Source organism: Pseudomonas sp. P5_109 (assembly GCF_034009455.1).
In the GTDB taxonomy this organism is placed as follows: domain Bacteria; phylum Pseudomonadota; class Gammaproteobacteria; order Pseudomonadales; family Pseudomonadaceae; genus Aquipseudomonas.
In genome coordinates this window covers 6,020,432-6,046,711 of the sequence record NZ_CP125380.1, presented here as the reverse complement: position 1 = coordinate 6,046,711, position 26,280 = coordinate 6,020,432, and the positions used below count along the sequence as shown (strand labels likewise).

General features: G+C 59.8%; 29 protein-coding genes, 4 tRNA genes and 1 pseudogene. 20 read left to right on the top strand and 14 right to left on the bottom strand.

Annotation, left to right across the window (positions count from 1 at the left end):
* Window positions 1-151 precede the first annotated feature (151 nt).
* Window positions 152-1,099, top strand: a complete 948-nt coding sequence (gene ispH, locus QMK54_RS26860) for a 4-hydroxy-3-methylbut-2-enyl diphosphate reductase (protein WP_110661947.1) — start codon at window positions 152-154, stop codon at window positions 1,097-1,099.
* Here the strand turns inward: ispH and QMK54_RS26855 are convergent.
* On the bottom strand, window positions 1,068-1,607 hold the full coding sequence (locus QMK54_RS26855; protein WP_110661948.1) for a GspH/FimT family pseudopilin: 540 nt from the start codon (window positions 1,605-1,607) through the stop codon (window positions 1,068-1,070). The genes ispH and QMK54_RS26855 overlap by 32 nt on opposite strands.
* A 130-nt stretch (window positions 1,608-1,737) precedes the next feature.
* On the opposite strand from QMK54_RS26855, the gene QMK54_RS26850 reads away from it, so the two are divergent.
* The 7 genes from QMK54_RS26850 to thiO are packed head-to-tail and all read left to right on the top strand — an operon-like array spanning window position 1,738 to window position 5,797.
* Window positions 1,738-2,211: a GspH/FimT family pseudopilin gene (locus QMK54_RS26850; protein ID WP_110661949.1), complete on the top strand. Its 474-nt coding sequence runs from the start codon at window positions 1,738-1,740 to the stop codon at window positions 2,209-2,211.
* Entirely contained in the window at window positions 2,208-2,657 is a 450-nt protein-coding gene (gene pilV, locus QMK54_RS26845; RefSeq protein ID WP_110661950.1) for a type IV pilus modification protein PilV, read from the top strand. Before QMK54_RS26850 ends, pilV begins: the two co-directional genes overlap by 4 nt.
* The gene (locus QMK54_RS26840; protein ID WP_110661951.1) at window positions 2,654-3,361 is read left to right on the top strand and encodes a PilW family protein; all 708 of its coding nucleotides are present in this window, start codon (window positions 2,654-2,656) and stop codon (window positions 3,359-3,361) included. Before pilV ends, QMK54_RS26840 begins: the two co-directional genes overlap by 4 nt.
* A gap of 10 nt (window positions 3,362-3,371) precedes the next feature.
* Window positions 3,372-3,851 (top strand): PilX N-terminal domain-containing pilus assembly protein, encoded by a 480-nt coding sequence (locus tag QMK54_RS26835; protein ID WP_320401604.1) that lies wholly within the window; start codon window positions 3,372-3,374, stop codon window positions 3,849-3,851.
* On the top strand, window positions 3,838-4,224 hold the full coding sequence (locus QMK54_RS26830) for a hypothetical protein (protein ID WP_320401603.1): 387 nt from the start codon (window positions 3,838-3,840) through the stop codon (window positions 4,222-4,224). The genes QMK54_RS26835 and QMK54_RS26830 overlap by 14 nt, the downstream gene beginning before the upstream one ends.
* A gap of 14 nt (window positions 4,225-4,238) precedes the next feature.
* Window positions 4,239-4,640 carry a type IV pilin protein gene (locus QMK54_RS26825; RefSeq protein WP_110657263.1) on the top strand — a complete coding sequence of 134 codons (402 nt, stop codon included), beginning with the start codon at window positions 4,239-4,241 and terminating at the stop codon, window positions 4,638-4,640.
* A 56-nt stretch (window positions 4,641-4,696) separates the two neighbouring features.
* Window positions 4,697-5,797: a glycine oxidase ThiO gene (thiO, locus tag QMK54_RS26820; protein ID WP_223594596.1), complete on the top strand. Its 1,101-nt coding sequence runs from the start codon at window positions 4,697-4,699 to the stop codon at window positions 5,795-5,797.
* A gap of 102 nt (window positions 5,798-5,899) precedes the next feature.
* Here thiO and QMK54_RS26815 read toward each other — a convergent pair whose 3' ends face one another.
* The 4 genes and pseudogenes from QMK54_RS26815 to QMK54_RS26800 form a co-directional block, all read right to left on the bottom strand.
* Complete coding sequence (locus QMK54_RS26815; RefSeq protein ID WP_110657267.1) at window positions 5,900-7,237, bottom strand: sigma-54-dependent transcriptional regulator; 1,338 nt, start codon at window positions 7,235-7,237, stop codon at window positions 5,900-5,902.
* A pseudogene (locus QMK54_RS26810) lies at window positions 7,234-7,512 on the bottom strand (hypothetical protein); the annotation flags it as partial. The pseudogene QMK54_RS26810 and the gene QMK54_RS26815, both read right to left, overlap by 4 nt.
* A 70-nt stretch (window positions 7,513-7,582) precedes the next feature.
* Window positions 7,583-7,816: a PP0621 family protein gene (locus tag QMK54_RS26805; RefSeq protein ID WP_110657271.1), complete on the bottom strand. Its 234-nt coding sequence runs from the start codon at window positions 7,814-7,816 to the stop codon at window positions 7,583-7,585.
* Window positions 7,817-8,016: 200 nt separating this feature from the next.
* Window positions 8,017-9,039 (bottom strand): outer membrane protein assembly factor BamD, encoded by a 1,023-nt coding sequence (locus QMK54_RS26800; protein ID WP_110657273.1) that lies wholly within the window; start codon window positions 9,037-9,039, stop codon window positions 8,017-8,019.
* Window positions 9,040-9,190: 151 nt separating this feature from the next.
* Here QMK54_RS26800 and rluD point away from each other — a divergent pair, with 151 nt between their 5' ends.
* The 7 genes from rluD (at window position 9,191) to QMK54_RS26765 (ending at window position 14,284) form a co-directional block, all read left to right on the top strand.
* A complete protein-coding gene (rluD, locus tag QMK54_RS26795; protein WP_008052092.1) occupies window positions 9,191-10,153 on the top strand; it encodes a 23S rRNA pseudouridine(1911/1915/1917) synthase RluD in 963 nt (320 codons plus the stop codon).
* Window positions 10,150-10,875, top strand: coding sequence for a peptidoglycan editing factor PgeF (gene pgeF / locus QMK54_RS26790; RefSeq protein WP_320401602.1), 726 nt, complete (start codon window positions 10,150-10,152; stop codon window positions 10,873-10,875). Before rluD ends, pgeF begins: the two co-directional genes overlap by 4 nt.
* A gap of 130 nt (window positions 10,876-11,005) precedes the next feature.
* A complete protein-coding gene (gene clpB / locus QMK54_RS26785; protein ID WP_320401601.1) occupies window positions 11,006-13,570 on the top strand; it encodes an ATP-dependent chaperone ClpB in 2,565 nt (854 codons plus the stop codon).
* A gap of 300 nt (window positions 13,571-13,870) precedes the next feature.
* Window positions 13,871-13,946 (top strand) — tRNA-Asn (locus QMK54_RS26780).
* A 9-nt stretch (window positions 13,947-13,955) separates the two neighbouring features.
* Window positions 13,956-14,032: transfer RNA gene (locus QMK54_RS26775), tRNA-Pro, on the top strand.
* Between the two features lie 5 nt (window positions 14,033-14,037).
* Window positions 14,038-14,113 (top strand) — tRNA-Lys (locus QMK54_RS26770).
* A gap of 94 nt (window positions 14,114-14,207) precedes the next feature.
* Window positions 14,208-14,284 (top strand) — tRNA-Pro (locus QMK54_RS26765).
* A 172-nt stretch (window positions 14,285-14,456) separates the two neighbouring features.
* On the opposite strand, the gene QMK54_RS26760 is transcribed toward QMK54_RS26765, so the two are convergent.
* The 4 genes from QMK54_RS26760 to QMK54_RS26745 are packed head-to-tail and all read right to left on the bottom strand — an operon-like array spanning window position 14,457 to window position 17,193.
* Entirely contained in the window at window positions 14,457-15,755 is a 1,299-nt protein-coding gene (locus tag QMK54_RS26760; protein WP_223594588.1) for an NAD(P)/FAD-dependent oxidoreductase, read from the bottom strand.
* Window positions 15,756-15,815: 60 nt separating this feature from the next.
* Window positions 15,816-15,989, bottom strand: a complete 174-nt coding sequence (locus tag QMK54_RS26755) for a DUF3094 domain-containing protein (RefSeq protein ID WP_007970531.1) — start codon at window positions 15,987-15,989, stop codon at window positions 15,816-15,818.
* A gap of 53 nt (window positions 15,990-16,042) precedes the next feature.
* Window positions 16,043-16,570, bottom strand: coding sequence for an MOSC domain-containing protein (locus QMK54_RS26750; protein ID WP_110657281.1), 528 nt, complete (start codon window positions 16,568-16,570; stop codon window positions 16,043-16,045).
* Window positions 16,567-17,193, bottom strand: a complete 627-nt coding sequence (locus QMK54_RS26745) for a DUF1780 domain-containing protein (protein WP_007970534.1) — start codon at window positions 17,191-17,193, stop codon at window positions 16,567-16,569. The genes QMK54_RS26750 and QMK54_RS26745 overlap by 4 nt, the downstream gene beginning before the upstream one ends.
* Before the next feature lie 219 nt (window positions 17,194-17,412).
* Here QMK54_RS26745 and QMK54_RS26740 point away from each other — a divergent pair, with 219 nt between their 5' ends.
* The 3 genes from QMK54_RS26740 to QMK54_RS26730 are packed head-to-tail and all read left to right on the top strand — an operon-like array spanning window position 17,413 to window position 21,265.
* Entirely contained in the window at window positions 17,413-18,756 is a 1,344-nt protein-coding gene (locus tag QMK54_RS26740) for an aromatic acid/H+ symport family MFS transporter (RefSeq protein ID WP_223594584.1), read from the top strand.
* A gap of 3 nt (window positions 18,757-18,759) precedes the next feature.
* The gene (locus QMK54_RS26735) at window positions 18,760-19,986 is read left to right on the top strand and encodes a benzoate/H(+) symporter BenE family transporter (protein ID WP_223594582.1); all 1,227 of its coding nucleotides are present in this window, start codon (window positions 18,760-18,762) and stop codon (window positions 19,984-19,986) included.
* A gap of 10 nt (window positions 19,987-19,996) precedes the next feature.
* Window positions 19,997-21,265 carry an OprD family porin gene (locus QMK54_RS26730; RefSeq protein ID WP_110657287.1) on the top strand — a complete coding sequence of 423 codons (1,269 nt, stop codon included), beginning with the start codon at window positions 19,997-19,999 and terminating at the stop codon, window positions 21,263-21,265.
* Between the two features lie 8 nt (window positions 21,266-21,273).
* On the opposite strand, the gene QMK54_RS26725 is transcribed toward QMK54_RS26730, so the two are convergent.
* On the bottom strand, window positions 21,274-21,516 hold the full coding sequence (locus QMK54_RS26725) for a DUF2790 domain-containing protein (protein ID WP_223594580.1): 243 nt from the start codon (window positions 21,514-21,516) through the stop codon (window positions 21,274-21,276).
* Between the two features lie 121 nt (window positions 21,517-21,637).
* On the opposite strand from QMK54_RS26725, the gene QMK54_RS26720 reads away from it, so the two are divergent.
* Window positions 21,638-22,570, top strand: coding sequence for a LysR family transcriptional regulator (locus QMK54_RS26720; RefSeq protein ID WP_110657291.1), 933 nt, complete (start codon window positions 21,638-21,640; stop codon window positions 22,568-22,570).
* Between the two features lie 71 nt (window positions 22,571-22,641).
* Window positions 22,642-23,331: an energy-coupling factor ABC transporter permease gene (locus QMK54_RS26715; protein WP_223594705.1), complete on the top strand. Its 690-nt coding sequence runs from the start codon at window positions 22,642-22,644 to the stop codon at window positions 23,329-23,331.
* Between the two features lie 34 nt (window positions 23,332-23,365).
* Here the strand turns inward: QMK54_RS26715 and yacG are convergent, their stop codons facing one another.
* The 4 genes from yacG to QMK54_RS26695 are packed head-to-tail and all read right to left on the bottom strand — an operon-like array spanning window position 23,366 to window position 26,274.
* A complete protein-coding gene (yacG, locus tag QMK54_RS26710) occupies window positions 23,366-23,566 on the bottom strand; it encodes a DNA gyrase inhibitor YacG (protein ID WP_007970539.1) in 201 nt (66 codons plus the stop codon).
* Entirely contained in the window at window positions 23,563-24,186 is a 624-nt protein-coding gene (gene coaE, locus QMK54_RS26705; RefSeq protein ID WP_223594578.1) for a dephospho-CoA kinase, read from the bottom strand. The genes yacG and coaE overlap by 4 nt, the downstream gene beginning before the upstream one ends.
* A complete protein-coding gene (locus QMK54_RS26700; RefSeq protein WP_320401600.1) occupies window positions 24,183-25,055 on the bottom strand; it encodes an A24 family peptidase in 873 nt (290 codons plus the stop codon). The genes coaE and QMK54_RS26700 overlap by 4 nt, the downstream gene beginning before the upstream one ends.
* 1 nt (window position 25,056) lies before the next feature.
* Window positions 25,057-26,274 (bottom strand): type II secretion system F family protein, encoded by a 1,218-nt coding sequence (locus tag QMK54_RS26695; protein WP_110657299.1) that lies wholly within the window; start codon window positions 26,272-26,274, stop codon window positions 25,057-25,059.
* Between the last annotated feature and the right edge of the window lie 6 nt (window positions 26,275-26,280).

Here is a 26,280-nt window from a genome sequence, read left to right as displayed (position 1 = left end):
AAAGCGGTGTGTCAGACGACATCAATGTTGAATGTCAGTCAGCATTCGCGAGCAAGCCCGCTCCCACATTAAACCCTCGCTGTTCTTGAACACTGTGTTCGAAGAACGGCAGGGCATTACCATTTTTCGCGCGCAAGACACGAGGCACAGCATGCAAATCAAACTCGCCAACCCCCGTGGCTTCTGCGCCGGTGTGGACCGTGCGATCGAAATCGTCAACCGCGCCCTGGAAGTCTTCGGGCCGCCGATCTACGTGCGCCACGAAGTGGTTCACAACAAATTCGTTGTCGAGGACCTGCGCTCCCGTGGGGCTATCTTCGTCGAAGAGCTGGATCAGGTGCCGGATGACGTCATCGTGATCTTCAGTGCCCACGGCGTTTCCCAGGCCGTGCGCAGCGAAGCGGCTGGTCGTGGCCTGAAAGTGTTCGACGCCACGTGCCCGCTGGTGACCAAAGTCCACATCGAAGTGGCGCGCTACAGCCGCGATGGCCGTGAATGCATTCTCATCGGCCACGCCGGTCATCCGGAAGTCGAAGGCACCATGGGTCAGTACGATGCCAGCAATGGCGGCGCGATCTATCTGGTTGAAGACGAGAAAGATGTGGCGGCATTGCAGGTGAACAACCCTGAAAAGCTTGCCTTCGTGACTCAGACCACCTTGTCGATGGACGACACCAGCCGTGTTATCGACGCGCTGCGTTCGCGTTTCCCGGCCATCGGTGGACCGCGCAAGGACGACATTTGCTACGCCACGCAAAACCGTCAGGACGCGGTCAAGCAACTGGCTGACGAGTGCGACGTGGTGCTGGTGGTCGGCAGCCCTAACAGCTCCAACTCCAACCGCTTGCGCGAATTGGCAGAGCGCATGTCCACTCCGGCTTACCTGATCGACGGCGCCGAAGACCTGCAGAAGAGCTGGTTCGACGGCGTCGAGCGTATCGGTATCACCGCTGGCGCATCCGCTCCGGAAGTCCTGGTGCGCGGCGTGATCGAGCAGTTGCAGGCCTGGGGTGCCACCGGTGCCGATGAACTGGCCGGTCGCGAGGAGAACATCACGTTCTCAATGCCTAAAGAACTGCGCGTTCGCTCGCTGACCTGATTTTTTGCCTTGCTTCGCATAACGGATGCGCGGCCTTGTCGCTGCGCAGGCTGACGCGACCGGTCCGTGCCAACACCACTTGATGTTGGCTCACCGGTTCGCGAACTGCGCAAATGTGTAATGTCCCGCCAATCAGTGACTCGCCCTGACCTCTGAAGCGTATTGAGCTTTCGACCGGGCCGTTTCCGACAATCGACACTCGTGCGTTTCCCTGGCGTTCGGCCAGCAGTGGATTGTCGCTGTCCATCTCCCCCTTGCCGCTGATATCCAGAATCATCCGCCAGCCGTGGCTCCAGTCACCATTGATGCTGTGAATCACCACGGCCTGGTTGCGCACGATGGCTTCAGTGCGAGCGGTGCGAATACCACTGAACAGTGCCTGTGCCGCTTGCTCCCGCTGGTTCGACTCGATCAGCGTTGCGAACGCCGGACTGACCAGTTGCAGAACAATTCCTGTAATTGCCAGTCCCATGAGCAGTTCGAGCAGGCTGAAGCCTTGTTGCCGCATGACATCTCCCTCCGTGGCGTGCTGTGGCTCGCGCAATCCCTGCGCGCGAAATGGCAACGCAAACGCACCGCATCGCTCGAATGTTGTGCCGCGCAAATGCAGGTATAGCCGAAGGAAACAGAAGGCCCCGATGGATCATCGTACAAAAGGTTTCACGCTGATCGAGTTGCTGGTCGCGATCGCGATCCTTCTGGTTTTGCTGACCCTGGCTGTCCCGGCGTTTACCCGCTCGACGCAAACAACGAGGGCTGACACCGAAATCGCTGACCTGCGGCGAGCGCTCAATTTTGCCCGGCTCGAAGCCATCGATCGGGGCAATGTCACGCGCGTGCGTCCGACGGCTGGCGCAGATGCCTGGAATGGCGAGCTGGCGGTCTATGACGGTACTGGCGTTTTGGCCAATGTATTACGGGTTGTTCCGGCAATGAGCAGCGGCGCAACTCTGACGCTAACCTCAGGCGTCACGGCCATCGATTTCAACAGTATGGGCGGATTGTCATCACCGTCTTCGGAGGTCGTGATCAGTTATGGACGGGGGGCACAGAGCAGGACGCTCGCAGTGTGTTTGAACGGACGAATTCTATTGGGCGGAAGTTGCGGATGACGGCAGGGATGCAAGGCAGGCAAAAGGGCGTGACGCTGATCGAAGTCCTGGTGGCGTTGGTCATTCTGGGAGTGGGGTTGCTGGGGGCGGCGGCGTTTCAGCTCAATGCGCTGAAGTACACGGACAGCGCGCGCATGACCAGTCAGGCCAGCTTTATCGCCTACGACATGATGGACCGCATTCGCGCCAACGCCGCTGCGGACTACACCATTTCGCCACCCGCTTCGGGCAACCCGGACGTTACCCGGGATCAGGACTTGTTTGATTTCAACGCCAACATTGTCAGCTCACTCGGCGCCACCGCGACGGGCAGTGTCACCGTCAATCAGCAGGTGTACACCATCACGATTACCTGGGACGACTCACGGGCTGCGAATGCTGCCGACTCGCGGCGCAGCTTCGTTCTGACCAGCCGCACGGCCGTCGATCCGGTGGCGGTCCCGTGAGTCGCCGCAGCAGAGGTTTTGGCCTGGTCGAGTTGCTGATCGCCCTGGCCTTGAGCCTGATCGTAGTGCTGGGCGTGGTGCAGGTTTTCATCGCGGCCAAGAACACTTATCTCAGCCAGAATGCGGCCGCGAACATCCAGGAGGACGCACGTTTTGCGTTGAGCAAAATGATTCAGGAAATCCGCATGGTCGGGATGTTCGGTTGCCTGGAAACGATCACCGATGCGAGTAATAAGCGCGATTTCCATGCCAGTCAGCTAACGCCGATTCGCTGGGACAATGGCGGCCGCAAGTTGACTCTGGTGACGACGGATGTGGGTGGCAACGGCAGCAGCCCGGACTGGACCGTTCTTTCCGATTGTCGAAGCCATTCGACGGCCTACAGCAAAAGCCGGACCCCGGTGGCAGGGGAACTGGCCTTTCCGATACGGCAGCTGACTTACAGCTTCAGCAACAACCAACTGCTCCTGAAGGGAGGGGATGCCAATCCACAGGTACTGGTGGACCACGTGGAGGCGTTTGACGTGAGCTTCGGCCTGGCCAGCACGGCCACTGACCTGGCTGCTTCACGCTACAGCAGCAACCCGCCGGACCCTGCGCTGATTCGAAGCGTTCGCCTGAGCCTGACCCTCACCGATCCGAACCACCGGGTGAGCGATCAAACCTTCAACGTGGTTGCCGCTCTGCGCAATCGCTTGCCATGAGGGGGGGCCGATGAATCGCTCTCCCATGACGTATTGCACCCAGCGCGGCATGGCGTTGCTGGTCAGTCTGGTGTTCTTGCTCTTGTTGACGCTGATTGGTCTTTCATCGATGCAGAGTGCCACCCTGCAGGAAAAAATGGCCGGCAGCGTCGCCTTGCGCAACCAGTCATTTCAGAGTGCCGAAGCCGCATTGCGGGTGGGAGAAAGTACGGTGCAAAGGGACAGTTATGCACTTCCTGTTTGCAGCGGCATCATTCAATGTGCACCGCCCTCCGAGTCCTCGAGCATTACCGCTGCCGGTTTCAACGCCTCTTCCGGAGTGACCTGGGTTGCCTCGGGCAATGGCTTTTATGGGGTGCAAAACATCGGCGACAGCCGGGGTGCGGTGATTGTGCCCATCAATACCCAGGCGACCTTGTATCGGGTGACGGCAGTCGGCATCGCGGGTCACTCGCGCAGTGTGGTGGAGAGTATCTATGCGAAGTACTGAGCGACTGTGGTCAGCACTGGTCGGTGTTGTAACCGCGCTTGGCCTGTCGGTGTCGGCGCACGCAGCTGCGCCGGCGGATTCGCCAGCGCTGAACCGGCCAACCTGCCTGGCGAATGGCAACTGGTACGGGTTCTACCACGGCAATCAGGGCTTGAAAGCTGTCTGCCTGAAGCTGCCCGAGGCGATCAGCGTTAAGATGCTCGACAGCAACGAAGATGGCGTGGTCGACAACGTCGACTCGCTGTCCGAAGGCGTGATCTTTGTTGGAGAGCATTCAACACAGGACGCCAGCGACAATTCCGCTGGCGACGATAGTCCGGGGATGGAAAAATCCGGCGGCAGCCGTCGCATCATGTGGCGACAAATACAGTAAGTGAGAGTTGAGGCATGCGTAGTTCCAACCGCGGTTTTACCCTGATCGAAATCATGATCGTGATTGCGATCATCGGGATTGTCATGACCATTGCCGCCCCGAGTTTCACCGAGTACCTGAACAAGGGCCGTCGCGCAGAAGTGACCGGTCTGCTCTCGGAGCAGGCGCAGCTCCTGGAGCGTTTCTATTCGCAGAAAAATGTCTACACCGATGCGACGGGCCTCAGTGCTGGCAATGATTACTACAGCATCACACCGACCCTGACCGACCAGACCTTTCTGCTGACGGCGGTGCGCAAGGCTGGCTCGAGCATGGCTGCTGACAAGTGCGGTGATCTGACCATCACCAACACTGGTGTCCTGGGCATGGTCAACGCAAAATCCGGCCTGACCAGCAAAGACTGCTGGGGGCGCTGAGATTCTTTTTCGGGTGCCTTTTGCACCCTCTGTCTATTTAACGATTGGATCAGAACATGACCAGGCAACAGCAAGTGGTGATTGTCGGCGGTGGGGTGATTGGCTTGCTGACGGCCTTCAACCTCGCCTCCGAGGTGCAAAGCGTTGTGCTGCTGGATCGCTCCAACGTCGGCCAGGAGTCGTCCTGGGCCGGCGGCGGTATCGTTTCGCCACTTTACCCGTGGCGCTACAGCCCGGCGGTCACCGCGTTGGCTCACTGGTCCCAGGACTTTTATCCACAACTGGGCGAGCGCTTGTTTGCCGCTACCGGCGTTGATCCTGAGGTGCACACCACCGGTCTGTACTGGCTGGATCTGGATGACGAGGCTGAAGCCCTGGCATGGGCTGCCCGGGAAAACCGTCCATTGAGTGCTGTTGATATCTCGGCAGCACACGACGCCGTGCCGGTACTGGGCAGCGGTTTTTCCCGGGCGATCTACATGGCCGACGTCGCCAACGTGCGCAATCCGCGGCTAGTGAAGTCTCTCAAGGCTGCTTTGCTGGCGCTGCCGAACGTGACGATCCATGAGCAGTGTGAAGTCAGCGGGTTTGTTCGTGACGGCAATAAAGTGGTTGGCGTGCAGACCTCCACAGGTGCTGTCCTGGGCGATCAAGTCGTCCTGACGGCGGGGGCCTGGAGCGGTGATTTGCTCAAGTGTCTTGATCTGACGCTGCCGGTCGAGCCGGTGAAAGGGCAGATGATTCTCTACAAGTGTGCGGCGGATTTCCTGCCGAGCATGGTCCTGGCCAAGGGCCGTTATGCGATTCCCCGGCGCGACGGGCACATACTGATCGGCAGTACGCTGGAGCATGAAGGCTTTGACAAGACGCCAACCGGGTCGGCGCTGGAAAGCCTGAAGGCGTCCGCGGTGGAGTTGATCCCGGCGCTGGCCGATGCCGAAGTGGTGGGACATTGGGCTGGCTTGCGCCCGGGTTCACCCGAGGGCATTCCTTATATCGGCCCGGTGCCGGGGTTTGACGGGCTCTGGCTTAACTGCGGGCATTACCGTAACGGCCTGGTGTTGGCGCCGGCGTCATGCCAGTTGTTTGCCGATGTGATGCTGGGCCGTGCGCCGATCATCGATCCGGCGCCTTATGCGCCTGCCGGGCGACTCTGATTTTAGAGGGTTGTTGACTGACAGGGCCTCTTCGCGCTCCCACATGAGGTTTGTGTCGATCGCAAATCCGGTGTGGGAGCGGGCTTGCTCGCGAAGAGAGGGTCAATCCAGGCCAAACTTCTTGAGCCTGTAACGCATCGACCTGAATGACAGATTCAACCGCTGAGCCGCCGCCGTGCGGTTCCAGCGGGTTTCTTCCAGGGCCTGGAGCAGCAGTTGGCGTTCGACGTTTTCCAGGTAGGTTTCCAGGTTGTCGATCCGGGTCAGGTCCGGCACGCCACTTTCAGCCCCACAGTTGCCTTCAGCCAGGCGCAGGTCGCCGGCTTCGATCTGATTGTTCTCACACAATGTGTGCGCTCGTTCGAGCATGTTTTCCAGTTCCCGCACATTACCCGGGAAGCGATAGCTTTTCAGTGCATCGAGGGCTTGGGGGCGGAGTCTCGTCGCGGGTTGACCGGAATCGGCGGCCAGTCGCTTGAGTATGTAGTTGGCGAGCATTTCGATGTCATCACGACGCTCGCGCAAGGGCGGTACCCGGAGTTCGATCACGTTCAAGCGGTAGTAAAGGTCATGGCGAAATCGTCCGGCGGCGACTTCAGCGCCAAGGTCCTTGTGGGTGGCGCAGAGAATGCGCACATCCACCGCCACTTCCTGCTGTCCGCCGACACTGCGTACGGCTTTCTCCTGAATCGCGCGCAGCAGTTTGACTTGCATGGTCAACGGCAGGTCAGCCACTTCGTCGAGCAGCAGGGTACCGCCGTGTGCCGTCTGGAACAGGCCGGGTTTGTCTTCGATAGCGCCGCTGAAACTGCCTTTGCGATGGCCGAAAAACTCGCTCTCCAACAGTTCGGAGGGAATCGCCGCGCAGTTGATCGGGATGAACGGCTGATTGGCGCGAGGGCTTTGATCATGGATCAGGCGCGCGACCAACTCCTTGCCGCTACCGGATTCTCCACTGATGTAGACCGTCGCATGGCTGCTGGCCAGTTTGCTGATGTGTTTGCGCAGGTTGCGCATGGGCAATGAGTCGCCCAGCAAGCGACGATCGATGCCGACCCCGCGGACAGGAAGCACCAGGGCGCTGGTGACCAGTTCACGCAGGCGCGTAAGGTCCACCGGTTTGGTCAGGAAGTCGAACGCCCCGGCCTTGAGCACGTTGATTGCGGTTTCGAGACTGGCGTAAGCGGTGATCATTGCCACCTGGACCTGAGGGTGGCGTTGCTGGATGTGTTGCACCAACTCCAGGCCGGTACCATCCGGCAACTGCATGTCGGTCAGGCATAGATCGAAGGTTTCGCGTTTTAGCAGGGATTGCGCTTCGCCGACGTTGCGGGCGTTGAACGTCTCCAGTTTCATCCTTCCCAGGGTGATTTCCAGGAGTTCGCGAATGTCTGGTTCGTCATCGACGATCAAGACTTTTTGCCGTGGTCTCGTGTTCAACGTAGGTTCCGTCCGTGAGCAAAGGTCATGCAAAAGCAGCCGCTTTCCTGGCGTGCCTTGAAGTCTAGGCGGGACAGAGTGCTTTCGCCCGGCTGGCCGGACCGATAAAGCCCCAGGCCCTTGTTACAGGGGGCTGGGGCTTCATTATCGAGTATTTCCAGTGATTTCAGGTCGAGCCGTAGCGGCGACATTTGCTCACGACGATGCAGGTGCAGGACGTTTTCGATTACCCGGTTCATTCGCAGAGTTTGGTCTTGAATAATCTGCGTCAGACGTCATTCGACGCCTTTCAGTTCCTTGGGTGTGCGCGATAGTCCTCAACCGGTCGCCAGATCGGGTGAAGTCTCAGCGGCCGCTGGAGCCCTTGTCTTGCTCGAGATGAGCCTGGCTGCAATACCAGCGTTGGTCGAGGCTCAGCGCGCGGTCACGGGGCAGGTGAACACCGCAATGGGCGCAACGGACCATGGGCGCCGCTTCCCGTTCGGCAGGGGACCTGGGGTTGGAAGCCTGACCCTTGAATTTGCGCCAGAACCATACTGCAGCGGCAATCAGGGCAATCCAGAACAATAGACGAAGCATGGTGAGCTGCTTTTTGATTGATGAAGCGGCAGTTTAGCCAAGGACATGGCCAGCGCACAGTCTAATAGCTTATGTAGGAGCGAGCTTGCCCGCGATGGTCTCAAGGACGACGCGTTTATTCAGACAAAGCGCGTTAACGTTGACGTCCATCGCGAGCAAGCTCGCTCCTACAAGTCACCCTTTTTGCACAACCCGATGTGTCAGTCGAACACACCGAAGGTCATGTAGCTGAACCACGAGCGGTCACTGTTGTTGCCTTCCGCTTCGTGATTTTCTTCTTCGATCGCGTCGCCATTGCCGTCTTTAGGCTTGAGCTCGGCCGGGATTGCGTCCTTGGCGTCCTGGAACTGCTTCTGTACGTCCTGGTTGGCGCGGGTTTCGCCCGGTGGCAGTGGCGGACTGGACTCGATCAGGCCCAGGGTCGCCTTGCTCAGCCACGAACGGTTGTCGGCTTCGGCCACGGTCGGTACGAACTGACCGTCCACCAGCGTCGGGTGGTTCGGGTAGTTGAGCTTCAGGGTTTCCAGGCTGGTGGCAGCCAGTTCATCCAAGTGCAGGCGCTGGTAGGCCTCGGTCATCACCGCCAGGCCGTCGCCGACCGAAGGGGTTTCCTGGAAGTTTTCCACCACGTAACGACCACGGTTCGCCGCGGCGACATAGGCCTGACGGGTCAGGTAGTAGTCGGCTACGTGAATTTCATAGGCCGCCAACAGGTTGCGCAGATAAATCATGCGCTGCTTGGCGTCTGGCGCGTAGCGGCTGTTCGGGAAGCGGCTGGTCAGCTGGGCGAACTCGTTATAGGAGTCGCGGGCGGCGCCCGGGTCACGCTTGGTCATGTCCAGCGGCAGGAAGCGAGCGAGCAGGCCGACGTCCTGGTCGAAAGAAGTCAGGCCCTTGAGGTAGTAGGCGTAATCGACGTTCGGATGCTGTGGGTGCAGGCGAATGAAACGCTCCGCAGCGGACTTTGCAGCCTCTGGCTCGGTGTTCTTGTAGTTGGCGTAGATGAGCTCGAGTTGTGCCTGATCGGCATAACGACCGAACGGATAACGCGATTCCAGAGCCTTCAGCTTGGCGATGGCACTGGTGTAGCTACTGTTGTCCAGGTCATTTTGAGCCTGTTGGTACAGCTCGACTTCACTGAGGTTTTCGTCTACGACTTCCTTCGATGAGCAAGCAGCGGTCAATGCGAGGATGGCGATCAGCAGCAGGTGTTTCACTTGCATGGCGGCTTGCGTCCCTATGACGGCCGCTGTCTTGGGCGTGGCCGTCCTGTTATGATGAGCGCCCCGTTGAATAGCCTCGGGGCAAAAGACGCCGTATTTAACCACAAGCGCGCAGCCGAAACCAAAGGCTGTGCCGACGCCTAGTCTGAGCATGTCCGATAAAATTGAACTTCGCGCAGAGGTGCCGTCCGAATTGGGCGGCCAACGCCTCGATCAAGTCGCCGCACAATTATTCGCTGAGCACTCGCGCTCGCGCCTTTCCGCCTGGATCAAAGACGGCCGCCTGACTGTGGATGGGGCGGTTATCCGCCCGCGAGACATCGTCCATGGCGGCGCCATCCTTGAGTTGACTGCCGAGCAGGAAGCTCAGGGCGAATGGGTCGCTCAAGACATTGCCCTGGACATCGTCTACGAAGACGACGACATCCTGGTGATCAACAAGCCTGCGGGCCTGGTGGTGCACCCGGCTGCCGGTCATGCCGACGGCACCTTGCTCAACGCCTTGCTGCACCACGTGCCGGACATCATCAATGTGCCCCGCGCCGGTATCGTGCATCGCCTGGACAAGGACACCACCGGTCTGATGGTGGTGGCCAAGACCATTCAAGCGCAGACGCAGCTGGTTACACAGTTGCAGAGCCGCAGCGTCAGCCGGATCTACGAGTGCATCGTGATCGGTGTGGTGACAGCCGGTGGCAAGATCAACGCGCCGATCGGTCGTCATGGCCAGCAACGCCAGCGCATGGCCGTGATGGAAGGTGGCAAGCAAGCCGTCAGCCATTACCGCGTGCTCGAGCGTTTCCGCTCCCACACCCATGTGCGGGTGAAGCTGGAAACCGGCCGTACGCACCAGATTCGCGTGCACATGGCGCACATCAACTACCCGTTGGTCGGAGATCCTGCCTACGGTGGTCGTTTCCGTATCCCGCCGGCAGCCAACCCAACCATGGTCGAGTCGCTGAAAAACTTCCCGCGTCAGGCGCTGCATGCGCGTTTCCTGGAACTGGATCATCCGACCACCGGTCAGCGCATGAGCTGGGAGTCGCCATTGCCGGAAGATTTCGTCTGGTTGCTGACCCTGCTCAAGCAAGACCGTGAGGCGTTCATCGGATGAATGACTGGCTGATTCCTGACTGGCCCGCGCCGGCCGGGGTCAAAGCCTGCGTCACCACCCGTGCGGGCGGCGTCAGTGTGGCGCCGTTCGACAGCCTCAACCTCGGTGATCACGTCGACGACAGCCCTGAAGCTGTTGCCGAGAATCGCCGTCGTCTTACCGATCATTTCTCGATTCAACCGGCCTGGCTGCAGCAGGTCCACGGCATCGTCGTGGCCCATGCCGACCCTGGCCGGGTGGATACGGCTGATGCCAGCTGGACATCAACGCCAGGCGTCGCCTGTGCGGCGATGACCGCCGATTGCCTGCCTGCGCTGTTTTGCGACCGTGCCGGCACCCGCGTCGCTGCAGCTCATGCCGGTTGGCGCGGGTTGGCGGCTGGTGTGCTGGAAGCCACCCTCGACAGTCTGGTGGTGCCACCTGCCGAGGTATTGGTCTGGCTCGGCCCGGCCATCGGTCCGCAAGCCTTCGAAGTCGGCCCGGAAGTTCGCGAAACCTTCGTGCAGCAGTTGCCGCAAGCGGCTGAAGCCTTCGTGCCGAGTCAAAACCCCGGCAAGTTCATGGCCGACATCTATATGCTGGCGCGTCTGCGCCTGGCAGCTCGTGGCGTCACAGCTGTCTACGGTGGCGGTTTCTGCACCGTGACCGATCCACGTTTCTTTTCCTATCGCCGCGCCCCTCGCACTGGCCGATTTGCCTCTCTTATCTGGCTCGCCCGCTAAGCTTCCCTGACCTGCATCAACGTCACGACGCTTGAAACTCCCAGAATCGACCACATCTATTGTGGTATCTGGCAGGTTTCTTCATTCAGGATGTTTTATAGGTCCGGCCTGCTCAAAAGGAAGGTGACCCATGCGTATAGACCGTTTAACCAGCAAATTGCAGTTAGCGTTGTCCGATGCCCAATCCCTGGCTGTCGGCCTCGATCATCCGGCCATTGAACCGGCGCACTTGATGCAAGCCTTGCTCGAACAGCAGGGCGGCTCGATCAAGCCCCTGCTGATGCAGGTGGGCTTCGACGTCAACAGCCTGCGTAAAGAGCTGACCAAAGAGCTCGACCAGCTACCGAAAATCCAGAATCCGACCGGTGACGTGAACATGTCGCAGGATCTGGCGCGGCTGCTCAACCAGGCCGACCGTCTGGCCCAGCAAAAGGGCGACCAGTTCATCTCCAGTGAGCTGGTGCTGCTCGCGGCCATGGACGAGAACAGCAAGCTCGGCAAGCTGTTGCTCGGCCAGGGTGTGAGCAAGAAAGCCCTGGAAAATGCGATCAACAACCTGCGTGGTGGCGAGGCCGTCAATGATCCGAACCACGAAGAAGCGCGACAGGCGCTGGATAAGTACACCGTCGACCTGACCAAGCGCGCCGAAGACGGCAAGCTCGATCCGGTGATCGGCCGTGACGACGAAATTCGCCGGACCATCCAAGTGCTGCAACGTCGCACCAAGAACAACCCGGTGCTGATCGGTGAGCCTGGCGTGGGTAAAACCGCCATCGCCGAAGGCCTGGCCCAGCGCATCATCAATGGTGAAGTGCCGGACGGCCTCAAGGGCAAGCGCCTGTTGTCCCTGGACATGGGGGCGCTGATCGCCGGTGCCAAGTATCGCGGTGAGTTCGAGGAGCGCCTGAAATCCCTGCTCAATGAACTGTCGAAGCAGGAAGGGCAGATCATCCTGTTCATCGACGAACTGCACACCATGGTCGGCGCCGGTAAGGGCGAAGGCTCGATGGATGCGGGCAACATGCTCAAGCCGGCATTGGCGCGCGGAGAGCTGCATTGCGTTGGTGCGACCACGCTCAACGAGTACCGCCAATATATAGAGAAGGACGCCGCTCTCGAGCGACGCTTCCAGAAAGTGCTGGTGGATGAGCCTAGCGAAGAGGACACCATCGCCATCCTGCGTGGCCTCAAAGAGCGCTATGAGGTTCACCACAAGGTGGCGATCACCGACGGCGCGATCATTGCCGCGGCCAAGCTCAGTCATCGTTACATCACTGACCGGCAGCTGCCCGACAAGGCCATCGACCTGATCGACGAGGCCGCCAGCCGCATCCGCATGGAGATCGACTCCAAGCCGGAAGTGCTGGACCGTCTGGAGCGTCGCCTGATTCAGTTGAAGGTGGAATCCCAGGCGCTGAAGAAAGAAAGCGACGACGCGGCGAAGAAGCGTCTGGAAAAATTGCAGGAAGAAATCGCTCGTCATGAGCGTGAGTACTCGGATCTCGAAGAAATCTGGAACTCGGAAAAAGCCGAAGTCCAGGGTTCTGCGCAGATCCAGCAGAAAATCGAACAGTCCCGTCAGGAGCTGGAAGCGGCCCGTCGCAAAGGCGACCTGAACCGCATGGCCGAGTTGCAGTACGGGGTCATCCCGGACCTGGAGCGCAGCCTGCAAATGGTCGACCAGCATGGCAAAGCCGAAAACCAGTTGCTGCGCAGCAAGGTGACTGAAGAAGAGATCGCCGAAGTGGTGTCGAAGTGGACCGGTATTCCGGTGTCGAAGATGCTCGAAGGCGAGCGCGACAAGCTGATGAAGATGGAAAGCCTGTTGCACCAGCGTGTGATTGGCCAGGATGAAGCGGTCGTGGCGGTCTCCAACGCGGTGCGGCGTTCCCGCGCCGGGTTGTCCGACCCGAACCGGCCGAGCGGCTCTTTCATGTTCCTCGGCCCGACCGGTGTCGGTAAAACCGAGCTGTGCAAGGCCCTGGCCGAATTCCTCTTTGATACTGAAGAGGCGATGGTGCGGATCGACATGTCCGAGTTCATGGAGAAACACTCCGTGGCTCGCTTGATCGGTGCGCCACCAGGCTACGTGGGGTATGAAGAGGGCGGTTACCTGACCGAGGCCGTACGTCGCAAGCCGTATTCGGTGATCCTCATGGACGAAGTCGAGAAGGCGCACCCGGATGTGTTCAACATCTTGCTGCAAGTGCTCGAGGATGGTCGTCTGACCGACAGCCATGGCCGCACGGTGGATTTCAAGAATACCGTGATTGTCATGACTTCCAACCTGGGGTCGGTGCAGATCCAGGAGCTGGTCGGTGACCGTGAGGCGCAGCGTGCAGCGGTGATGGATGCGATCTCCACGCACTTCCGGCCGGAGTTCATTAACCGGGTCGACGAAGTGGTGATCTTCGAGCGGTTGGCGCGGGATCAGATTGCCGGTATCACCGAAATCCAGCTGGGTCGTCTGCGCAGCCGCCTGACCGAGCGCGAGCTGAAGCTCGATCTCAGCCCTGAGGCGATGGACAAGCTGATCGCGGTCGGTTACGACCCGGTATACGGCGCACGGCCGCTCAAGCGAGCGATCCAGCGCTGGATCGAGAACCCGCTGGCGCAGTTGATCCTGTCCGGTCGATTCATGCCGGGCGATACCGCTCACGGTGTGGTGGAAAACGACGAAATCGTCTTCGTCTGATCCATTACGGCGGCAAAATCGAAAAGGCCTCGCATAACGAGGCCTTTTTTTCGTTAGGCTGTTGAACTCAAAGGAAAAGGCTTGTAAAGTGCGCCCCGCAGTAAGTCACCCGCCAGGGTTTCCGCTCCCCAAGCAGGAATCCAAAATAAGTTGCAAATCATTAACTTGAAAGCAATTTAGGGGGTTGACAGAGGTGCTGAAGATTGTAGAATAGCGCGCCTCAGACACACGAACGCAGCGATGCGAACGGGTCGAAGAGAACGCAGTAAAGCTTCAAAGTTGTAAATTGAAATGTGTAGTTCCGTGATAGCTCAGTCGGTAGAGCAAATGACTGTTAATCATTGGGTCCCAGGTTCGAGTCCTGGTCACGGAGCCAATTTCAAACCGGGGTATAGCGCAGTCCGGTAGCGCGCCTGCTTTGGGAGCAGGATGTCAGGAGTTCGAATCCCCTTACCCCGACCATTTTTGGGTCGTTAGCTCAGTTGGTAGAGCAGTTGGCTTTTAACCAATTGGTCGTAGGTTCGAATCCCACACGACCCACCATTTTTGAAACCAGTTAACGCTGGAATCGAATCTTAAGATCAGAGGCCAAAAGCGCTGATCGAAGAAGGCGCCTTCAAGGGTGCCTTTTTTTTACCGGGGTATAGCGCAGTCCGGTAGCGCGCCTGCTTTGGGAGCAGGATGTCAGGAGTTCGAATCCCCTTACCCCGACCATATTAAAAATCCTCGTATCGAAAGATACGGGGATTTTTTTTGTCCATAGGAAACTCAAGAACGCCGCAAAGCCAATGTGGGAGCGGGCTTGCTCGCGAAGGCAGTGTGTCAGTCGACATAAAGTTGAATGACACGGCCTCTTCGCGAGCAAGCCCGCTCCCACAAGGTTCGTTTAGTGCAGTTTCAAGCGTGGCTCAGTCCCGCGCCCAATCTTGCTGCCCAGCATCAGCATTGCCGTGCGGAACGGCCCGTACAACGCCATCTGGTGCATGCGGTACAGCGACACGTAGAACATCCGCGCCAGCCAGCCTTCGAGCATCACGCTGCCGGTGAGGTTGCCCATCAAGTTACCCACAGCCGAAAAACGCGACAGCGAGATCAGCGAGCCGTAGTCGGTGTATTTGTACTCCGGCAGTGCCTTGCCTTCGATGCGCAGTTTCAGCGATTTGGCCAGCAACGACGCCTGTTGATGCGCGGCCTGGGCACGTGGCGGCACATTGCGGTCGGTGCCTGGTTGCGGGCAGGCGGCGCAGTCACCGAATGCAAAGATATTTTCGTCACGGGTGGTTTGCAGGGTCGGCAGCACCTGCAGCTGATTGATGCGGTTGGTTTCCAGGCCATCGATGTCCTTGAGGAAACCCGGTGCGCGAATCCCCGCGGCCCAGACCTTCAGGCTAGCGTTGATCACTTTGCCATCGGCGGTGATCAGGCTGTCGGCCGTCACTTCGCTGACCGCAGCATTGGTCATGACGTTGACCCCGAGTTTCTCCAGGGTTTTATGCACAGGTCCGCCAATCCGCTCGGGCAGCGCCGGCAGGACGCGTGGACCGGCTTCGATCAGGGTGATGTGCATGTTTTCCGGTTTGATCCGGTCCAGGCCATAGGCTGCCAATTCATGGGCGGCGTTGTGCAGTTCGGCGGCCAGTTCGACCCCGGTGGCGCCGGCGCCGACGATGGCCACGCTGATTTGCTCGATCGTGTCGGTCTGACCAGCGTGAGCGCGTAAATAGTGATTGAGCAGTTGCTGGTGGAAGCGCTCGGCCTGTTTGCGGGTGTCGAGGAACAGGCAGTGCTGCGCCGCGCCCTGGGTGCCGAAATCGTTGGTGGTGCTGCCGACGGAGATCACCAGCGAGTCGTAAGGCACTTCACGGGCCGGCACCAGTTCCAGGCCGGCTTCGTCATAGGTTGCGGCCAGCTGGATTTTTTTCTTCGCGCGATCGAGCCCGCTCATGCGCCCCAGCTGGAACTCGAAGTGGTTCCATTTGGCCTGGGCCACATAGTTGAGTTCGTCTTCGGAAGAGTTCAGGGAACCGGCCGCCACTTCGTGCAACAACGGTTTCCAGATGTGGGTCAGGTTCGCGTCGACCAGCATCACACTGGCCGTGCCGCGTTTGCCCAGAGTCTTACCCAGACGGGTAGCCAACTCCAGACCGCCGGCGCCGCCGCCGACAATGACAATACGATGGGACATGGGGATAACTCGCAAGGCTAAAGGAAATCGGTACAGTTACCCAAGCGAGCGCAAGGCAGCTCATAGCGTCAGGTAACTGATAAGTCGGCTCAACAGGCCCAGACCAATGGTCACTGCCAATACCAGTACAAGGAGCATCCACGGCCGGAAAGGCCGGCGCTCGACTTGGTGCTGGGACAACTGCAGGTACTCTTCGACATGCTTTTGGTCGTCGGGGTTCAGGCGGCTGGTCATATCGGGCCTCGTCAGGGGTAGACGTTGCTGAATGTGTAGAAGCTACAGTGTTTTTATCCGGGGTTGAACGCAGCATAGCCGCTGTCCGCAATGGGTTCGACGCTGACGATATCGTCCAGGCGAATGATTCCACTTTGTAACACCCGGGCGGTGATTCCGCCATGTCCGCGCACGGCCTGAAAGGTGCCGATGCCCAGGTTGCTTTCAAGGCGTGCACAGGGTTGGCACCAGCCAGTGGTTTCGAACGTTGCCTGGCCAATCCGGAAGCGACGGCCCTTGAGGCTGAATAGATTGATGCCACTGATAACGAGATTGCGCCGCAGATCTTCAGGCCGGACCGGATGATCCTGCGCTCGCCCCATCAATGAGCTGATCACGGCCAGGTGCTCCCACTGAATCAGCGTCACCTGCCGCGCATTGCGCACGCCGGCGCGGGCGTGGTCGCCGGTCAGGCCGGCCTCCAGGCGCGCTTCCACGGCATCGAGTTCAAGCATCTGCGAACGTGATTGCGGGCGCACGCCGATCCAGCGCACACGGCCTTGTTGCGGCACCTCGGCGATCAGTTCCTGCAGCGGGCTCACAAACTGATCCCGACGTCGAACACAATGCTGCGCCCCAGGTTGCTGCGCAAGAAGTCCGGTGCATCCGGGTGGGCGAACAGCACGCGGGCGAAGGTCGGTCCGACCAATGACAACGAACGCCAGCCCTGGCGCAGGTATTCGGTCGGCGGCGGGAAATGGCTGTTGAGATCCAGCACTTCGCGTTTGAGGCTGGCGAAGGCAATGATGTCCAGCTCACCCAGATCCATGCCGCGTTCTTTGTAGTTGTGCGCTTTTTTGCGCAAGGTCGGCGCCAATCGCAGCAAGAACTCGTTGGCGGGGATGCGTCGGGGCTTGGCCTCTCGGCGCACCAGCTGGCTCAGGGAAAAGGCGCTGCGGCGGCGCTGCAGTTCGTCGCGCCATTCGTCGTTGAGGCGCCGGCCTTCGTCGAGGACGAAGAACACCTCGAAACTGGCATCGCGAAACAGTACGTCCGGTGGCTCCCCGGCGGGGGCGAACTCATCGGCACGGTAGGGGATGTTCAAGCCTTGCAGCAGGCGCTGGCACACCCAACGCTCCCGCTCCCATTTGCGGGCATTGGACAGGAAGGCGTTGGCTTGCTCGGCCGCGATGGTCAGCAGGCGTAAGTAATCTGAGTCATCCATAGGCCCAAGCTTAGCGTTCAAATGTGATCGCAAAGAAGACAATTTGTCGGAGAGGCTCATGGCCTTCCGTTCCCATGCCCGTTCCAGGGCCCTGCACAAAACGGATAGTGATCTGCGCGCACTGGCTATTGCCACGTGTCGGGCGGCTCTACCCTCGGCTGTACGGACGTAAGCCGTGTTACCGACGCTCTAAAAAAACAACAACAAGAGATATATGCCATGCGCAAGATCGACGTACATGAGGTTATCGATAACGCTCGTTTCAACCGCTTTCACTGGATGGTGCTGTTCTGGTGTGCCCTGATCATCATCTTCGACGGTTACGATCTGGTGATCTACGGCGTGGTCCTGCCGATGCTGATGAAAGAGTGGGGGCTCAGTCCTTTGCAAGCGGGTGCATTGGGCAGCTATGCACTGTTCGGCATGATGTTCGGCGCGCTGTTCTTCGGCCCGTTGTCGGACAGGATCGGTCGCAAAAAAGCCATCACGATCTGCGTGATGCTCTTCAGTGGCTTCACCGTGCTCAACGGTTTCGCCCGCAACCCCACCGAGTTCGGACTGTGTCGCTTCATTGCCGGGCTCGGCATTGGCGGCGTGATGCCTAACGTCGTGGCACTGATGAACGAGTACGCGCCGAAAAAAATCCGCAGCACGCTGGTCGCGATCATGTTCAGCGGTTACTCGGTGGGCGGCATGCTGTCCGCCGGCCTGGGCATTGTGCTGATCCCGAGTTTCGGCTGGCAGTCGGTGTTTTACGTGGCGATCCTGCCGTTGCTGTTGTTGCCTCTGATCATGTATTTCCTGCCCGAATCGGTGGGCTTCATGTTGCGTCAGGGGCGTAATGAAGAGGCGCGCAACATTCTTCAGCGCATCGATCCGGCCTACGTCGCGCAAACCTCTGATCAATTGCACATGGCCGAAGTGAAAGGCACCGGCACACCAGTGTTGCAGCTGTTCCGTGAAGGCCGTGCGCTGCGCACGCTGATGTTGTGGCTGGCGTTTTTCTGCTGCCTGTTGATGGTGTACGCGCTGAGTTCCTGGTTGCCGAAACTGATGGCCAACGCCGGTTACAGCCTGGGTTCGAGCCTGTCGTTCCTGCTGGTGTTGAACTTCGGGGCGATCTTCGGCGCGGTCGGTGGCGGGGTGCTGGGTGACAAACTCAATCTGCCGCGGGTGCTGTCGGTGTTTTTCGCCATGGCAGCGGTGTCGATCACGCTGTTGGGCTTCAACAGCCCGATGCCGGTGTTGTACCTGCTGATCGCCATTGCGGGTGCCACCACCATTGGCTCGCAGATTCTTTTGTACGCCTGCGCCGCGCAGTTTTATTCCATGACGATTCGTTCTACCGGCCTGGGCTGGGCGTCGGGCATTGGGCGCAACGGGGCCATCGTCGGTCCGCTGCTCGGTGGTGCCTTGCTCGGGATCAGCTTGCCCTTGCAACTGAACTTCATGGCGTTTGCCTTGCCCGGTGCGGTGGCGGCCCTGGCCATGACCGTGTTCACCATCAGCAGCCGACGCAGCGCTGCTGGCGTCAACCCAGCGTTGTCAGCGACCGGTGCCTGAATCATGAAAGCGTTTTTCCAGGACTTCTCGTTGTCAGCCGCCGTGGCTGGATTGATTGCCGCGGTGATTTCCTATGCCGGCCCGTTGGTGATCATCTTTCAGGCGGCAGAAGCGGCACATTTTTCGCGGGAAGTGTTGTCGTCCTGGATCTGGGCGATCTCCATTGGCAGCGCCGTGCTCGGTATTGGTTTGAGCCTGCGCTACCGCGTTCCGGTGATCATCGCCTGGTCGGCACCGGGCTCGGCGTTGCTGGTGACGCTGTTGCCGGACATCTCCATGGCAGAGGCGGTGGGGGCATATCTGGTCAGCAGCCTGATCATTTTCGTGGTTGGCGTCTCGGGGGCCTTCGACCGGATCATCAGCAAGCTGCCCGCCGCCATCGCGGCGGCGATGCTGGCGGGGATCCTGTTCAGTTTCGGCAGCGGCTTGTTCGTGTCGATGCAGCACAAGCCGTTGCTGGTCCTGGCGATGTTTGCCTGCTACCTGATCTGCAAGCGTGTGATGCCACGTTATGCAGTGATGATGGTGCTGCTGGTGGGGTGTTCGATTGCCGCGTTCACCGGTGAATTGCATCGTGAAGCGCTGGTGATCGGCCTGGCCACGCCGGTGTGGATCGCGCCCGAGTTCAGCCTGGGTGCGATCCTGAACATCGCCTTGCCGCTGGTGATGGTGGCGCTGACCGGTCAGTTCGTGCCCGGCATGGCGGTGCTGCGCGCCAGTGGATATCCAACGCCGGCGAGCCCGATCATCGCCAGTAGCGCGCTGGGCACGGCACTGCTGGCACCGTTCGGGTGCCATGGACTGAATCTGGCGGCCATCACCGCTGCGATCTGCACCGGTCGCGAAGCCCACGAAGATCCTCGCAAACGCTACGTGGCCGGAGTTGTCGGTGGCCTGTGCTATCTGCTGTTGGGGATCTTCGGCGCCACGCTAGTCTCGCTGTTTTCAGCGTTCCCCAAGGAGTTGATCGCGGCGCTGGCCGGGCTGGCCTTGTTCGCCGCCATTGCTGGCGCGTTGACGGGCGCGATGGCGGTGCCGAGCGATCGCGAAGCCGCGCTGGTGACCTTCCTGGTCACGGCTTCGGGCATGTCGTTGTTCGGTTTGTCCGCAGCGTTCTGGGGGCTGATTTTCGGCATGGTCACCCATGTGCTGTTGAGCGCCCGTCGTCCCGTTCCCCTTCGAAAATCCACTGCAACTGAAGTCCTTCAACCCGTCGATCAAAAACAATAAGAGAAAAACGATGAAACAGATTCTCCCAACAACCGGTTCGGTGTTGTCCCTGGCTGTCGTCTCGAGTTTATCCACAGGCACGATGGCCGCTGAAAAAGGCTTTGTCGAAGACACCACCGCGACGTTGCAGGCGCGCAATTACTACTTCAGCCGCGACTATTCCGACATCGTCGGTGCCAACCAGCAATCGAAGGCTGAAGAGTGGGCCCAGGGTTTCATCCTCAACGTGAAGTCCGGATACACCCCGGGCACCGTTGGGTTTGGAGTGGACGTCATCGGCTTGCTCGGCCTTAAGCTCGACAGCGCTCCGGACCGGACCAATACCGGTTTGCTGCCGGTGCAGGACGACGGCCGCGCGGCGGACAACTACAGCCGCCTGGAAGGCGCGTTGAAGATGCGCTACTCCAAAACCGAGCTGAAAGTCGGTGAGCTGCAACCCAACCTGCCAGTGTTGGCCTTCAGCGATATTCGCTTGCTGCCACCGAGTTATCAGGGCGCAAGCATCACCTCCAACGAGATCAATGGCCTGACGCTGCAGGGTGGTCACTTGAGTTCGACCAGCCTGCGCAACGAGGCTGGCGACGAAAAGATGCAAGCGATGTTGGGCCATGTGCCGCAGCGCCAGGTCAGCAGTGACGGTTTCAATTTTGCCGGCGCTGATTATGTCTTCAACGACAAGCGCAGCTCGGTCAGCGCCTGGTACGGGCAACTGGAAGATATCTACAACCAGCGTTTTCTGGGTTTAAAACACAGTGAGCCGGTGGGCGACTGGGTCCTCGGTGCCAACCTCGGTTACTACGATTCGCGCGAGGACGGCAAGAAACTGCTGGGCAACATCGACAACCAGGCGTTCTTCTCGTTGCTGTCGGCCAAGCGTGGCGGCCATACGTTTTACGTCGGCTATCAGGGCATGTTCGGTGACAGTGCGTTCCCACGGGTGTTTGCCAACATCTCGCCACTGGGCAACGAAGTGCCGACCTACGAGTTCGCCTTCACCGATGAACGTTCCTGGCAGGCGCGCTACGACTACGACTTCGCGGCGCTCGGCGTACCTGGGCTGACCAGCACCGTGCGCTACATCAGCGGCAATAACGTCGATACCGGCAAGGGCTATGAAGGCAAGGACCGCGAGCGAGACCTGGACATCGGCTATGTGTTGCAGAGCGGCAGCCTCAAAGGCCTGGGCATCCGTGTGCGCAACGCGATGGCGCGTTCAAACTATCGCAGTGATATCGACGAGAACCGCTTGATCCTCAGCTACACGTGGACCTTGCTGTGAGCCATTGATCACAGGTTGCTGGTGCAATCACCCATGACGTTGTAGGTCACGCGGTGGGTCTGGCCCTGATGATCGACATACACCATGGTTGCCGGCACGACTCCGCACGCGGTCGCGGTGTCCGACACAGAAACCACGCTGGCGATGTCCAGTGGCTGCTCCGGGTTGTACAGGACCGCGAGGGGTTCGTTGTCGGCGGCCATGGCCGAGGTGGCGATAACGGTCAGCAACAGACTGATCAACGTTTTCATGTTGGCGTGCTCCGTGTCGGTTTTGATGTCTGAATTTTAGTCTTTGCCACCGAGGGATAAAGGGGCGAACGGCGGATGCAGCCTTACATAAAACGTAACAGTGATCGCCCGAGGGGGGCTTATGGACGTGCTTAATAACTTGCGCGTATTCATCCGCGTGGTGGACTGCGCCAGTTTCACCGGGGCTGCCGATGCGCTGGATCTGTCGACCGCGCAGGTCTCCCGATTGGTCGCGGATCTGGAGGAGCATGTTCAGGCGCGTCTGCTGCAACGCACCACGCGGCGCTTGAGCCTGACCGACGCCGGCGAGCGCTTCCTGCTGCGCAGCCGGCAAATCGTCGACGCCATGGATGAGGCGACGGCCGAGGCCCGTGGTGCTCATATCAATCCGGCCGGACGCCTGCGGGTGCACAGCATGAACGGCCTGGGTGTGCTGCTCACGCCCTTGATCGCCCGCTACAGCGAGCTTTATCCCGATGTGGTGTTCGAGCTGACCTTGTCGCAGCGCAATCCCGACCCGCTGGAAGAGGGGCACGATGTGGTGATTTCGATCGCTCCCGAACTGGCCGACTCGCAAATGGTTGCGCAAGCCGTCGGGCAGATCTACAGCGTGCCCTGTGCCTCCCCGGACTATCTGCAGCGTCGGGGCGTGCCGCAGCAGCCGCTGGCGCTGAGCGATCATCAATGCCTGCGCATGCTCGACCCGTTGTACAGCGATCAATGGCTTTTCCAGGACGAGCACGGCGAGCACGCCGTCTGCCCGGCCAAGACCTTTCAGTGCAATGTTGCCGAGTCGATGGTCAAGGCTTCGGAAGCGGGCATGGGCATCAGCCTGCTGCCGTTCTACACCGCGACGCGGCCCTTGAGCGACGGCACTTTGCTGCGCGTGTTACCAGCATGGCGCCTGCGCGAACGCAATGTGTATGCGCTGTATCCTTCGCGACGCTTTCTCGATGCCAAGGTGCGCACCTGGGTGGACTTTCTCAAGTCAGAGCTACCGAAGCTGTTCGCCGAACATGACGCGGTGATGAACGATTCGCGGCATTGGGCTTGAAGTCGAAGGGCAGGCGAGCGGCGGTGTAGACTGAGTGCCTGTTGTCTTTCGCCAAGGAGTCGCGCGTAGCCATGATCGGTGCAGAGTTGCTGTCATCGCAAACCCTTGCGGTCGGCTGGCTGATCTATGTGCCGGTGTTGATCTGGGCGATCTGTCGCGCGCCGTGGGTTGAACTGTTCACCGACAGCCGCCGTCAGCATCTGCTGTTCGGAACGGTGTTTGCGCTGTTTTTGCTGTGGCTGGTGCGGCGCGACTTTGATACCGGCGTGTCTTACCACTTCATCGGCATGACAGCGGTAACGCTGTTGCTGGACTGGCCGCTGGCGCTGATGGGCGGCTTGGTGGCGCAGATGGGGCTGGTGTTGCTCGGCCGACAGGATCTGGCGGCGGTCGGGGTCAATGGCGCGCTGTTGATTGCCCTGCCGGTGCTGGTTACCGAGTGCTGCGCCATTCTGGTGGAGCGCGCGCAACCGCGAAATCCCTTCGTGTATATCTTCGTTTCCGGATTTTTCGCCGCCGCGCTGTCGGCGCTGCTGTGCCTGCTGCTGGCACTGTGGTTGCTGTGGTTCGATGAGCGTTTCGAGATGCCGTATTGGCTGGAGGATTTTGTCGGTTACCTGTGGCTGATCATTTTCCCCGAAGCGTTTATCAACGGCATGATCGTCAGTGCGCTGGTGGTGTTCTGCCCGGAATGGCTGGAGACGTTCAACCGCACCCGCTACCTCTCGGCCCCCTGGAAAGATGACGATCCCAAGCCTTGATTCGCATCAAGGCCTGGCATCGCCATGATCGGGATCAGTGACGCGGGTCGAAGTCACCGCTGAACATCTCGTCCTCGGCATCGGGAGCCACTGGAATCTTGTGTTCTTCGGACGCCCAGGCGCCCAGGTCGATCAGTTTGCAGCGGTCGGAGCAGAAGGGCCGGAATTTGCTCTCGGCGGTCCATTCCACGGGGGCGCCACAGGTAGGGCATTCGACGGTTGTTGGTTGGCTCATGACTGGCCTCCACGCAAAGTAAGATAAAAGTGATGCAGGCGTTCGACCTCGCTGTGCAGCCAGGCAAGGTCGCGGTCATTGACCACGACGTCGTCGGCATGGCTCACGCGATCCTGGCGGCTGGACTGGGCCTTGAGGATCGCCTGGACTTGCTGTTCGCTGGTCTGGTCTCGTTGCAGGGTGCGTTCAATCTGCAATTGTTCCGGGGCATCGATCACCAGCACCCGTTGGGTCATGGCGTATTGTCCGGACTCGATCAGCAGCGGCGAAACCAGAATCGCATAAGGCGATTTTGCCAGCGCCAGGTGGTGAGCGATTTCCTCGCCGATCAGTGGATGCAGGAGGGCCTCCAGCCAGCGGCGCTCTTCAGGCACTTCGAAGATCAATTTGCGTAGCGCGGCGCGGTCCAGTTGCCCGTCGACCTGCAACACGCCTGGGCCGAAGTGCCCGGCGATTTGTGCCAGTGCCGGGCGACCAGGTTCAACTACCCAGCGCGCGGCATGGTCGGCGTCGACCACATGCACGCCCAGGTCGATGAAGTGTTGGGCGGCGGCACTTTTGCCGCTGCCGATGCCGCCGGTCAGGCCGAGAATCCAGGGTTTTTCCACAGGGGTATTCATTTCAAACCGACAAACTGCCAATAGAGATCGGTTATTTGACCACCCCAGAGCAACGCAATCCAGCCGGCAATGGCCAGATAGGGACCGAAAGGGATCGGCGTCGAGGTTTTTGCATTGCGCCAGCGCAGCATCATCAAGCCGATAATGGCACCCACCAGCGAAGACAGCAGGATGGTCAGCGGCAAAATCTGCCAGCCACCCCAGGCGCCCAGCATCGCCAGCAGCTTGAAATCACCGTAGCCCATGCCGTCCTTGCCCGTGATCAGCTTGAACAGCCAGAACACCGCCCACAGCACGCTGTAGCCGGCAATCGCCCCCCAAAGCGCCTCGTGCAACGACGCGAATAGGCCGAAACTGTTGATGATCAACCCCAGCCATAGCAATGGCAGCACCAGCACGTCTGGCAATATCTGATGTTCGGCGTCGATCAGGCTCATCGCCAGCAAACCCCAGCTCAGGACCATCACCAGGCAGGCTGGCCAACCGAAGCCGAAGTGCCAGGCGACAAACGCCGATAGCGCGCCACAAGCCAGTTCGGTTAACGGATAGCGCGGGCTGATCGCCGCCGCGCAGGCTGAACAGCGGCCGCGCAAAAACACATAACTGAGCAGCGGAATGTTTTCCCAGGCGCGGATCCGGTGAGCGCAGTGCGGGCATTGGGAATGGGGCAGCAGCAGGTTGTAGGTGGGCACCGGCGTTTCGCCAGACAGCCCGAGAATGTCATGAGCCTGCTCACGCCAGTCGCGTTCGAGCATTTTCGGCAGGCGCCAGATCACGACATTGAGGAAACTGCCGACCAGCAGGCCGGTGATGCCTGCGAGAAGGACAAAGGCCAGCGGAAAGTGGGTCAGAATTTCATTCAAGGGCATGTCAGATCGCTGAGCCAAGTTGGAAGATGGGCAGGTACATGGCAACTACCAGTCCACCGACGATAACACCCAGCACCACCATGATGAACGGTTCCATCAGGCTGGTGAGGTTATCGACCATGTTATCGACGTTGTCTTCGTAGAACCCCGCGACTTTGTCGAGCATAGCGTCCAGGGCGCCTGACTCTTCGCCGATGGCGGTCATCTGTATCGCCATGTTCGGAAAGACGCCGGAGGTACGCATGGCGAAATTCAATTGCATGCCGGTCGAAACGTCCTGGCGGATGCGCAATACCGCACGCTTGAAAACGATGTTGCCGGTCGCGCCGGCCACTGATTCCAGGGCCTCTACCAGTGGCACGCCGGCCGCGAAAGTAGTCGACAGCGTACGGGCGAATCGGGCCACGGCGGACTTGTACATCAATGTGCCAACCAGCGGCAGTTTAAGCAGCCAGGTGTCCGTCCGGTCACGGCAGGCCGGGGATGTCCTGAGGGCGTGACGCATGCCGAAGGCCATCGTTACCAGCGCGCCGAGGACCACCCACCACCAGGCCTGCATGAATTGCGACAGGCCAATGACCATCACGGTGAAGGCCGGCAGTTCGGCGCCGAAGCCTTTGAACACCGACTCGAACTGCGGCACGACATTGACCAGCAGAATCCCGGTGACAATCGCCGCGACGAACACCACCACCAGCGGGTAGGTCATGGCTTTCCTGATCCTGGCCTTGAGACTTTCGCTTTTTTCCTTGTAGGTCGCGACCCGCTCCAAAAGGGTATCGAGGGCACCGGCCTGCTCGCCGGCATCCACCAGGTTGCAATACAGTTCATCGAAATACCGGGGTTTCTTGCGCAGGGCGGCGGCGAAACTGCTGCCTGCCGCGACTTCCTGTTTCAGTTCGTCCACCAGCGTGCGCATGGCCGGATTGTCAAAGCCTTCGCCGATGATGTCGAACGACTGCAGCAACGGCACGCCGGCCTTCATCATCGTCGCCATTTGCCGGGTGAACAGGGCAATGTCCTGGGCCTTGATGCGCTTGCCCATGTTGAAAACCGACTGGTTCTTTTTGCGAACCTTGCCGGGACTGATGCCTTGCCTGCGCAGTTTCGCCTTGATCAGCGCGGGGTTTTGAGCGCTGAGCTCACCGGTTACCTTTGTGCCTTTGCGGTCAATGCCTTCCCATGCATACACGCTGATTTTCGCTGCCTTGACCGCCATGTTCAG

Coding starts and splice junctions, on each gene's coding strand:
- ispH (WP_110661947.1), top strand. CDS start 152: ATGCAAATCAAACTCGCCAACCCCCGTGGCTTCTGCGCCGGTGTGGAC.
- QMK54_RS26855 (WP_110661948.1), bottom strand. CDS start 1,607: ATGCGGCAACAAGGCTTCAGCCTGCTCGAACTGCTCATGGGACTGGCA.
- QMK54_RS26850 (WP_110661949.1), top strand. CDS start 1,738: ATGGATCATCGTACAAAAGGTTTCACGCTGATCGAGTTGCTGGTCGCG.
- pilV (WP_110661950.1), top strand. CDS start 2,208: ATGACGGCAGGGATGCAAGGCAGGCAAAAGGGCGTGACGCTGATCGAA.
- QMK54_RS26835 (WP_320401604.1), top strand. CDS start 3,372: ATGAATCGCTCTCCCATGACGTATTGCACCCAGCGCGGCATGGCGTTG.
- QMK54_RS26830 (WP_320401603.1), top strand. CDS start 3,838: ATGCGAAGTACTGAGCGACTGTGGTCAGCACTGGTCGGTGTTGTAACC.
- QMK54_RS26825 (WP_110657263.1), top strand. CDS start 4,239: ATGCGTAGTTCCAACCGCGGTTTTACCCTGATCGAAATCATGATCGTG.
- thiO (WP_223594596.1), top strand. CDS start 4,697: ATGACCAGGCAACAGCAAGTGGTGATTGTCGGCGGTGGGGTGATTGGC.
- QMK54_RS26805 (WP_110657271.1), bottom strand. CDS start 7,816: ATGCTTCGTCTATTGTTCTGGATTGCCCTGATTGCCGCTGCAGTATGG.
- QMK54_RS26800 (WP_110657273.1), bottom strand. CDS start 9,039: ATGCAAGTGAAACACCTGCTGCTGATCGCCATCCTCGCATTGACCGCT.
- rluD (WP_008052092.1), top strand. CDS start 9,191: ATGTCCGATAAAATTGAACTTCGCGCAGAGGTGCCGTCCGAATTGGGC.
- pgeF (WP_320401602.1), top strand. CDS start 10,150: ATGAATGACTGGCTGATTCCTGACTGGCCCGCGCCGGCCGGGGTCAAA.
- clpB (WP_320401601.1), top strand. CDS start 11,006: ATGCGTATAGACCGTTTAACCAGCAAATTGCAGTTAGCGTTGTCCGAT.
- QMK54_RS26760 (WP_223594588.1), bottom strand. CDS start 15,755: ATGTCCCATCGTATTGTCATTGTCGGCGGCGGCGCCGGCGGTCTGGAG.
- QMK54_RS26755 (WP_007970531.1), bottom strand. CDS start 15,989: ATGACCAGCCGCCTGAACCCCGACGACCAAAAGCATGTCGAAGAGTAC.
- QMK54_RS26745 (WP_007970534.1), bottom strand. CDS start 17,193: ATGGATGACTCAGATTACTTACGCCTGCTGACCATCGCGGCCGAGCAA.
- QMK54_RS26740 (WP_223594584.1), top strand. CDS start 17,413: ATGCGCAAGATCGACGTACATGAGGTTATCGATAACGCTCGTTTCAAC.
- QMK54_RS26735 (WP_223594582.1), top strand. CDS start 18,760: ATGAAAGCGTTTTTCCAGGACTTCTCGTTGTCAGCCGCCGTGGCTGGA.
- QMK54_RS26730 (WP_110657287.1), top strand. CDS start 19,997: ATGAAACAGATTCTCCCAACAACCGGTTCGGTGTTGTCCCTGGCTGTC.
- QMK54_RS26725 (WP_223594580.1), bottom strand. CDS start 21,516: ATGAAAACGTTGATCAGTCTGTTGCTGACCGTTATCGCCACCTCGGCC.
- QMK54_RS26720 (WP_110657291.1), top strand. CDS start 21,638: ATGGACGTGCTTAATAACTTGCGCGTATTCATCCGCGTGGTGGACTGC.
- QMK54_RS26715 (WP_223594705.1), top strand. CDS start 22,642: ATGATCGGTGCAGAGTTGCTGTCATCGCAAACCCTTGCGGTCGGCTGG.
- yacG (WP_007970539.1), bottom strand. CDS start 23,566: ATGAGCCAACCAACAACCGTCGAATGCCCTACCTGTGGCGCCCCCGTG.
- coaE (WP_223594578.1), bottom strand. CDS start 24,186: ATGAATACCCCTGTGGAAAAACCCTGGATTCTCGGCCTGACCGGCGGC.
- QMK54_RS26700 (WP_320401600.1), bottom strand. CDS start 25,055: ATGCCCTTGAATGAAATTCTGACCCACTTTCCGCTGGCCTTTGTCCTT.
- QMK54_RS26695 (WP_110657299.1), bottom strand. CDS start 26,274: ATGGCGGTCAAGGCAGCGAAAATCAGCGTGTATGCATGGGAAGGCATT.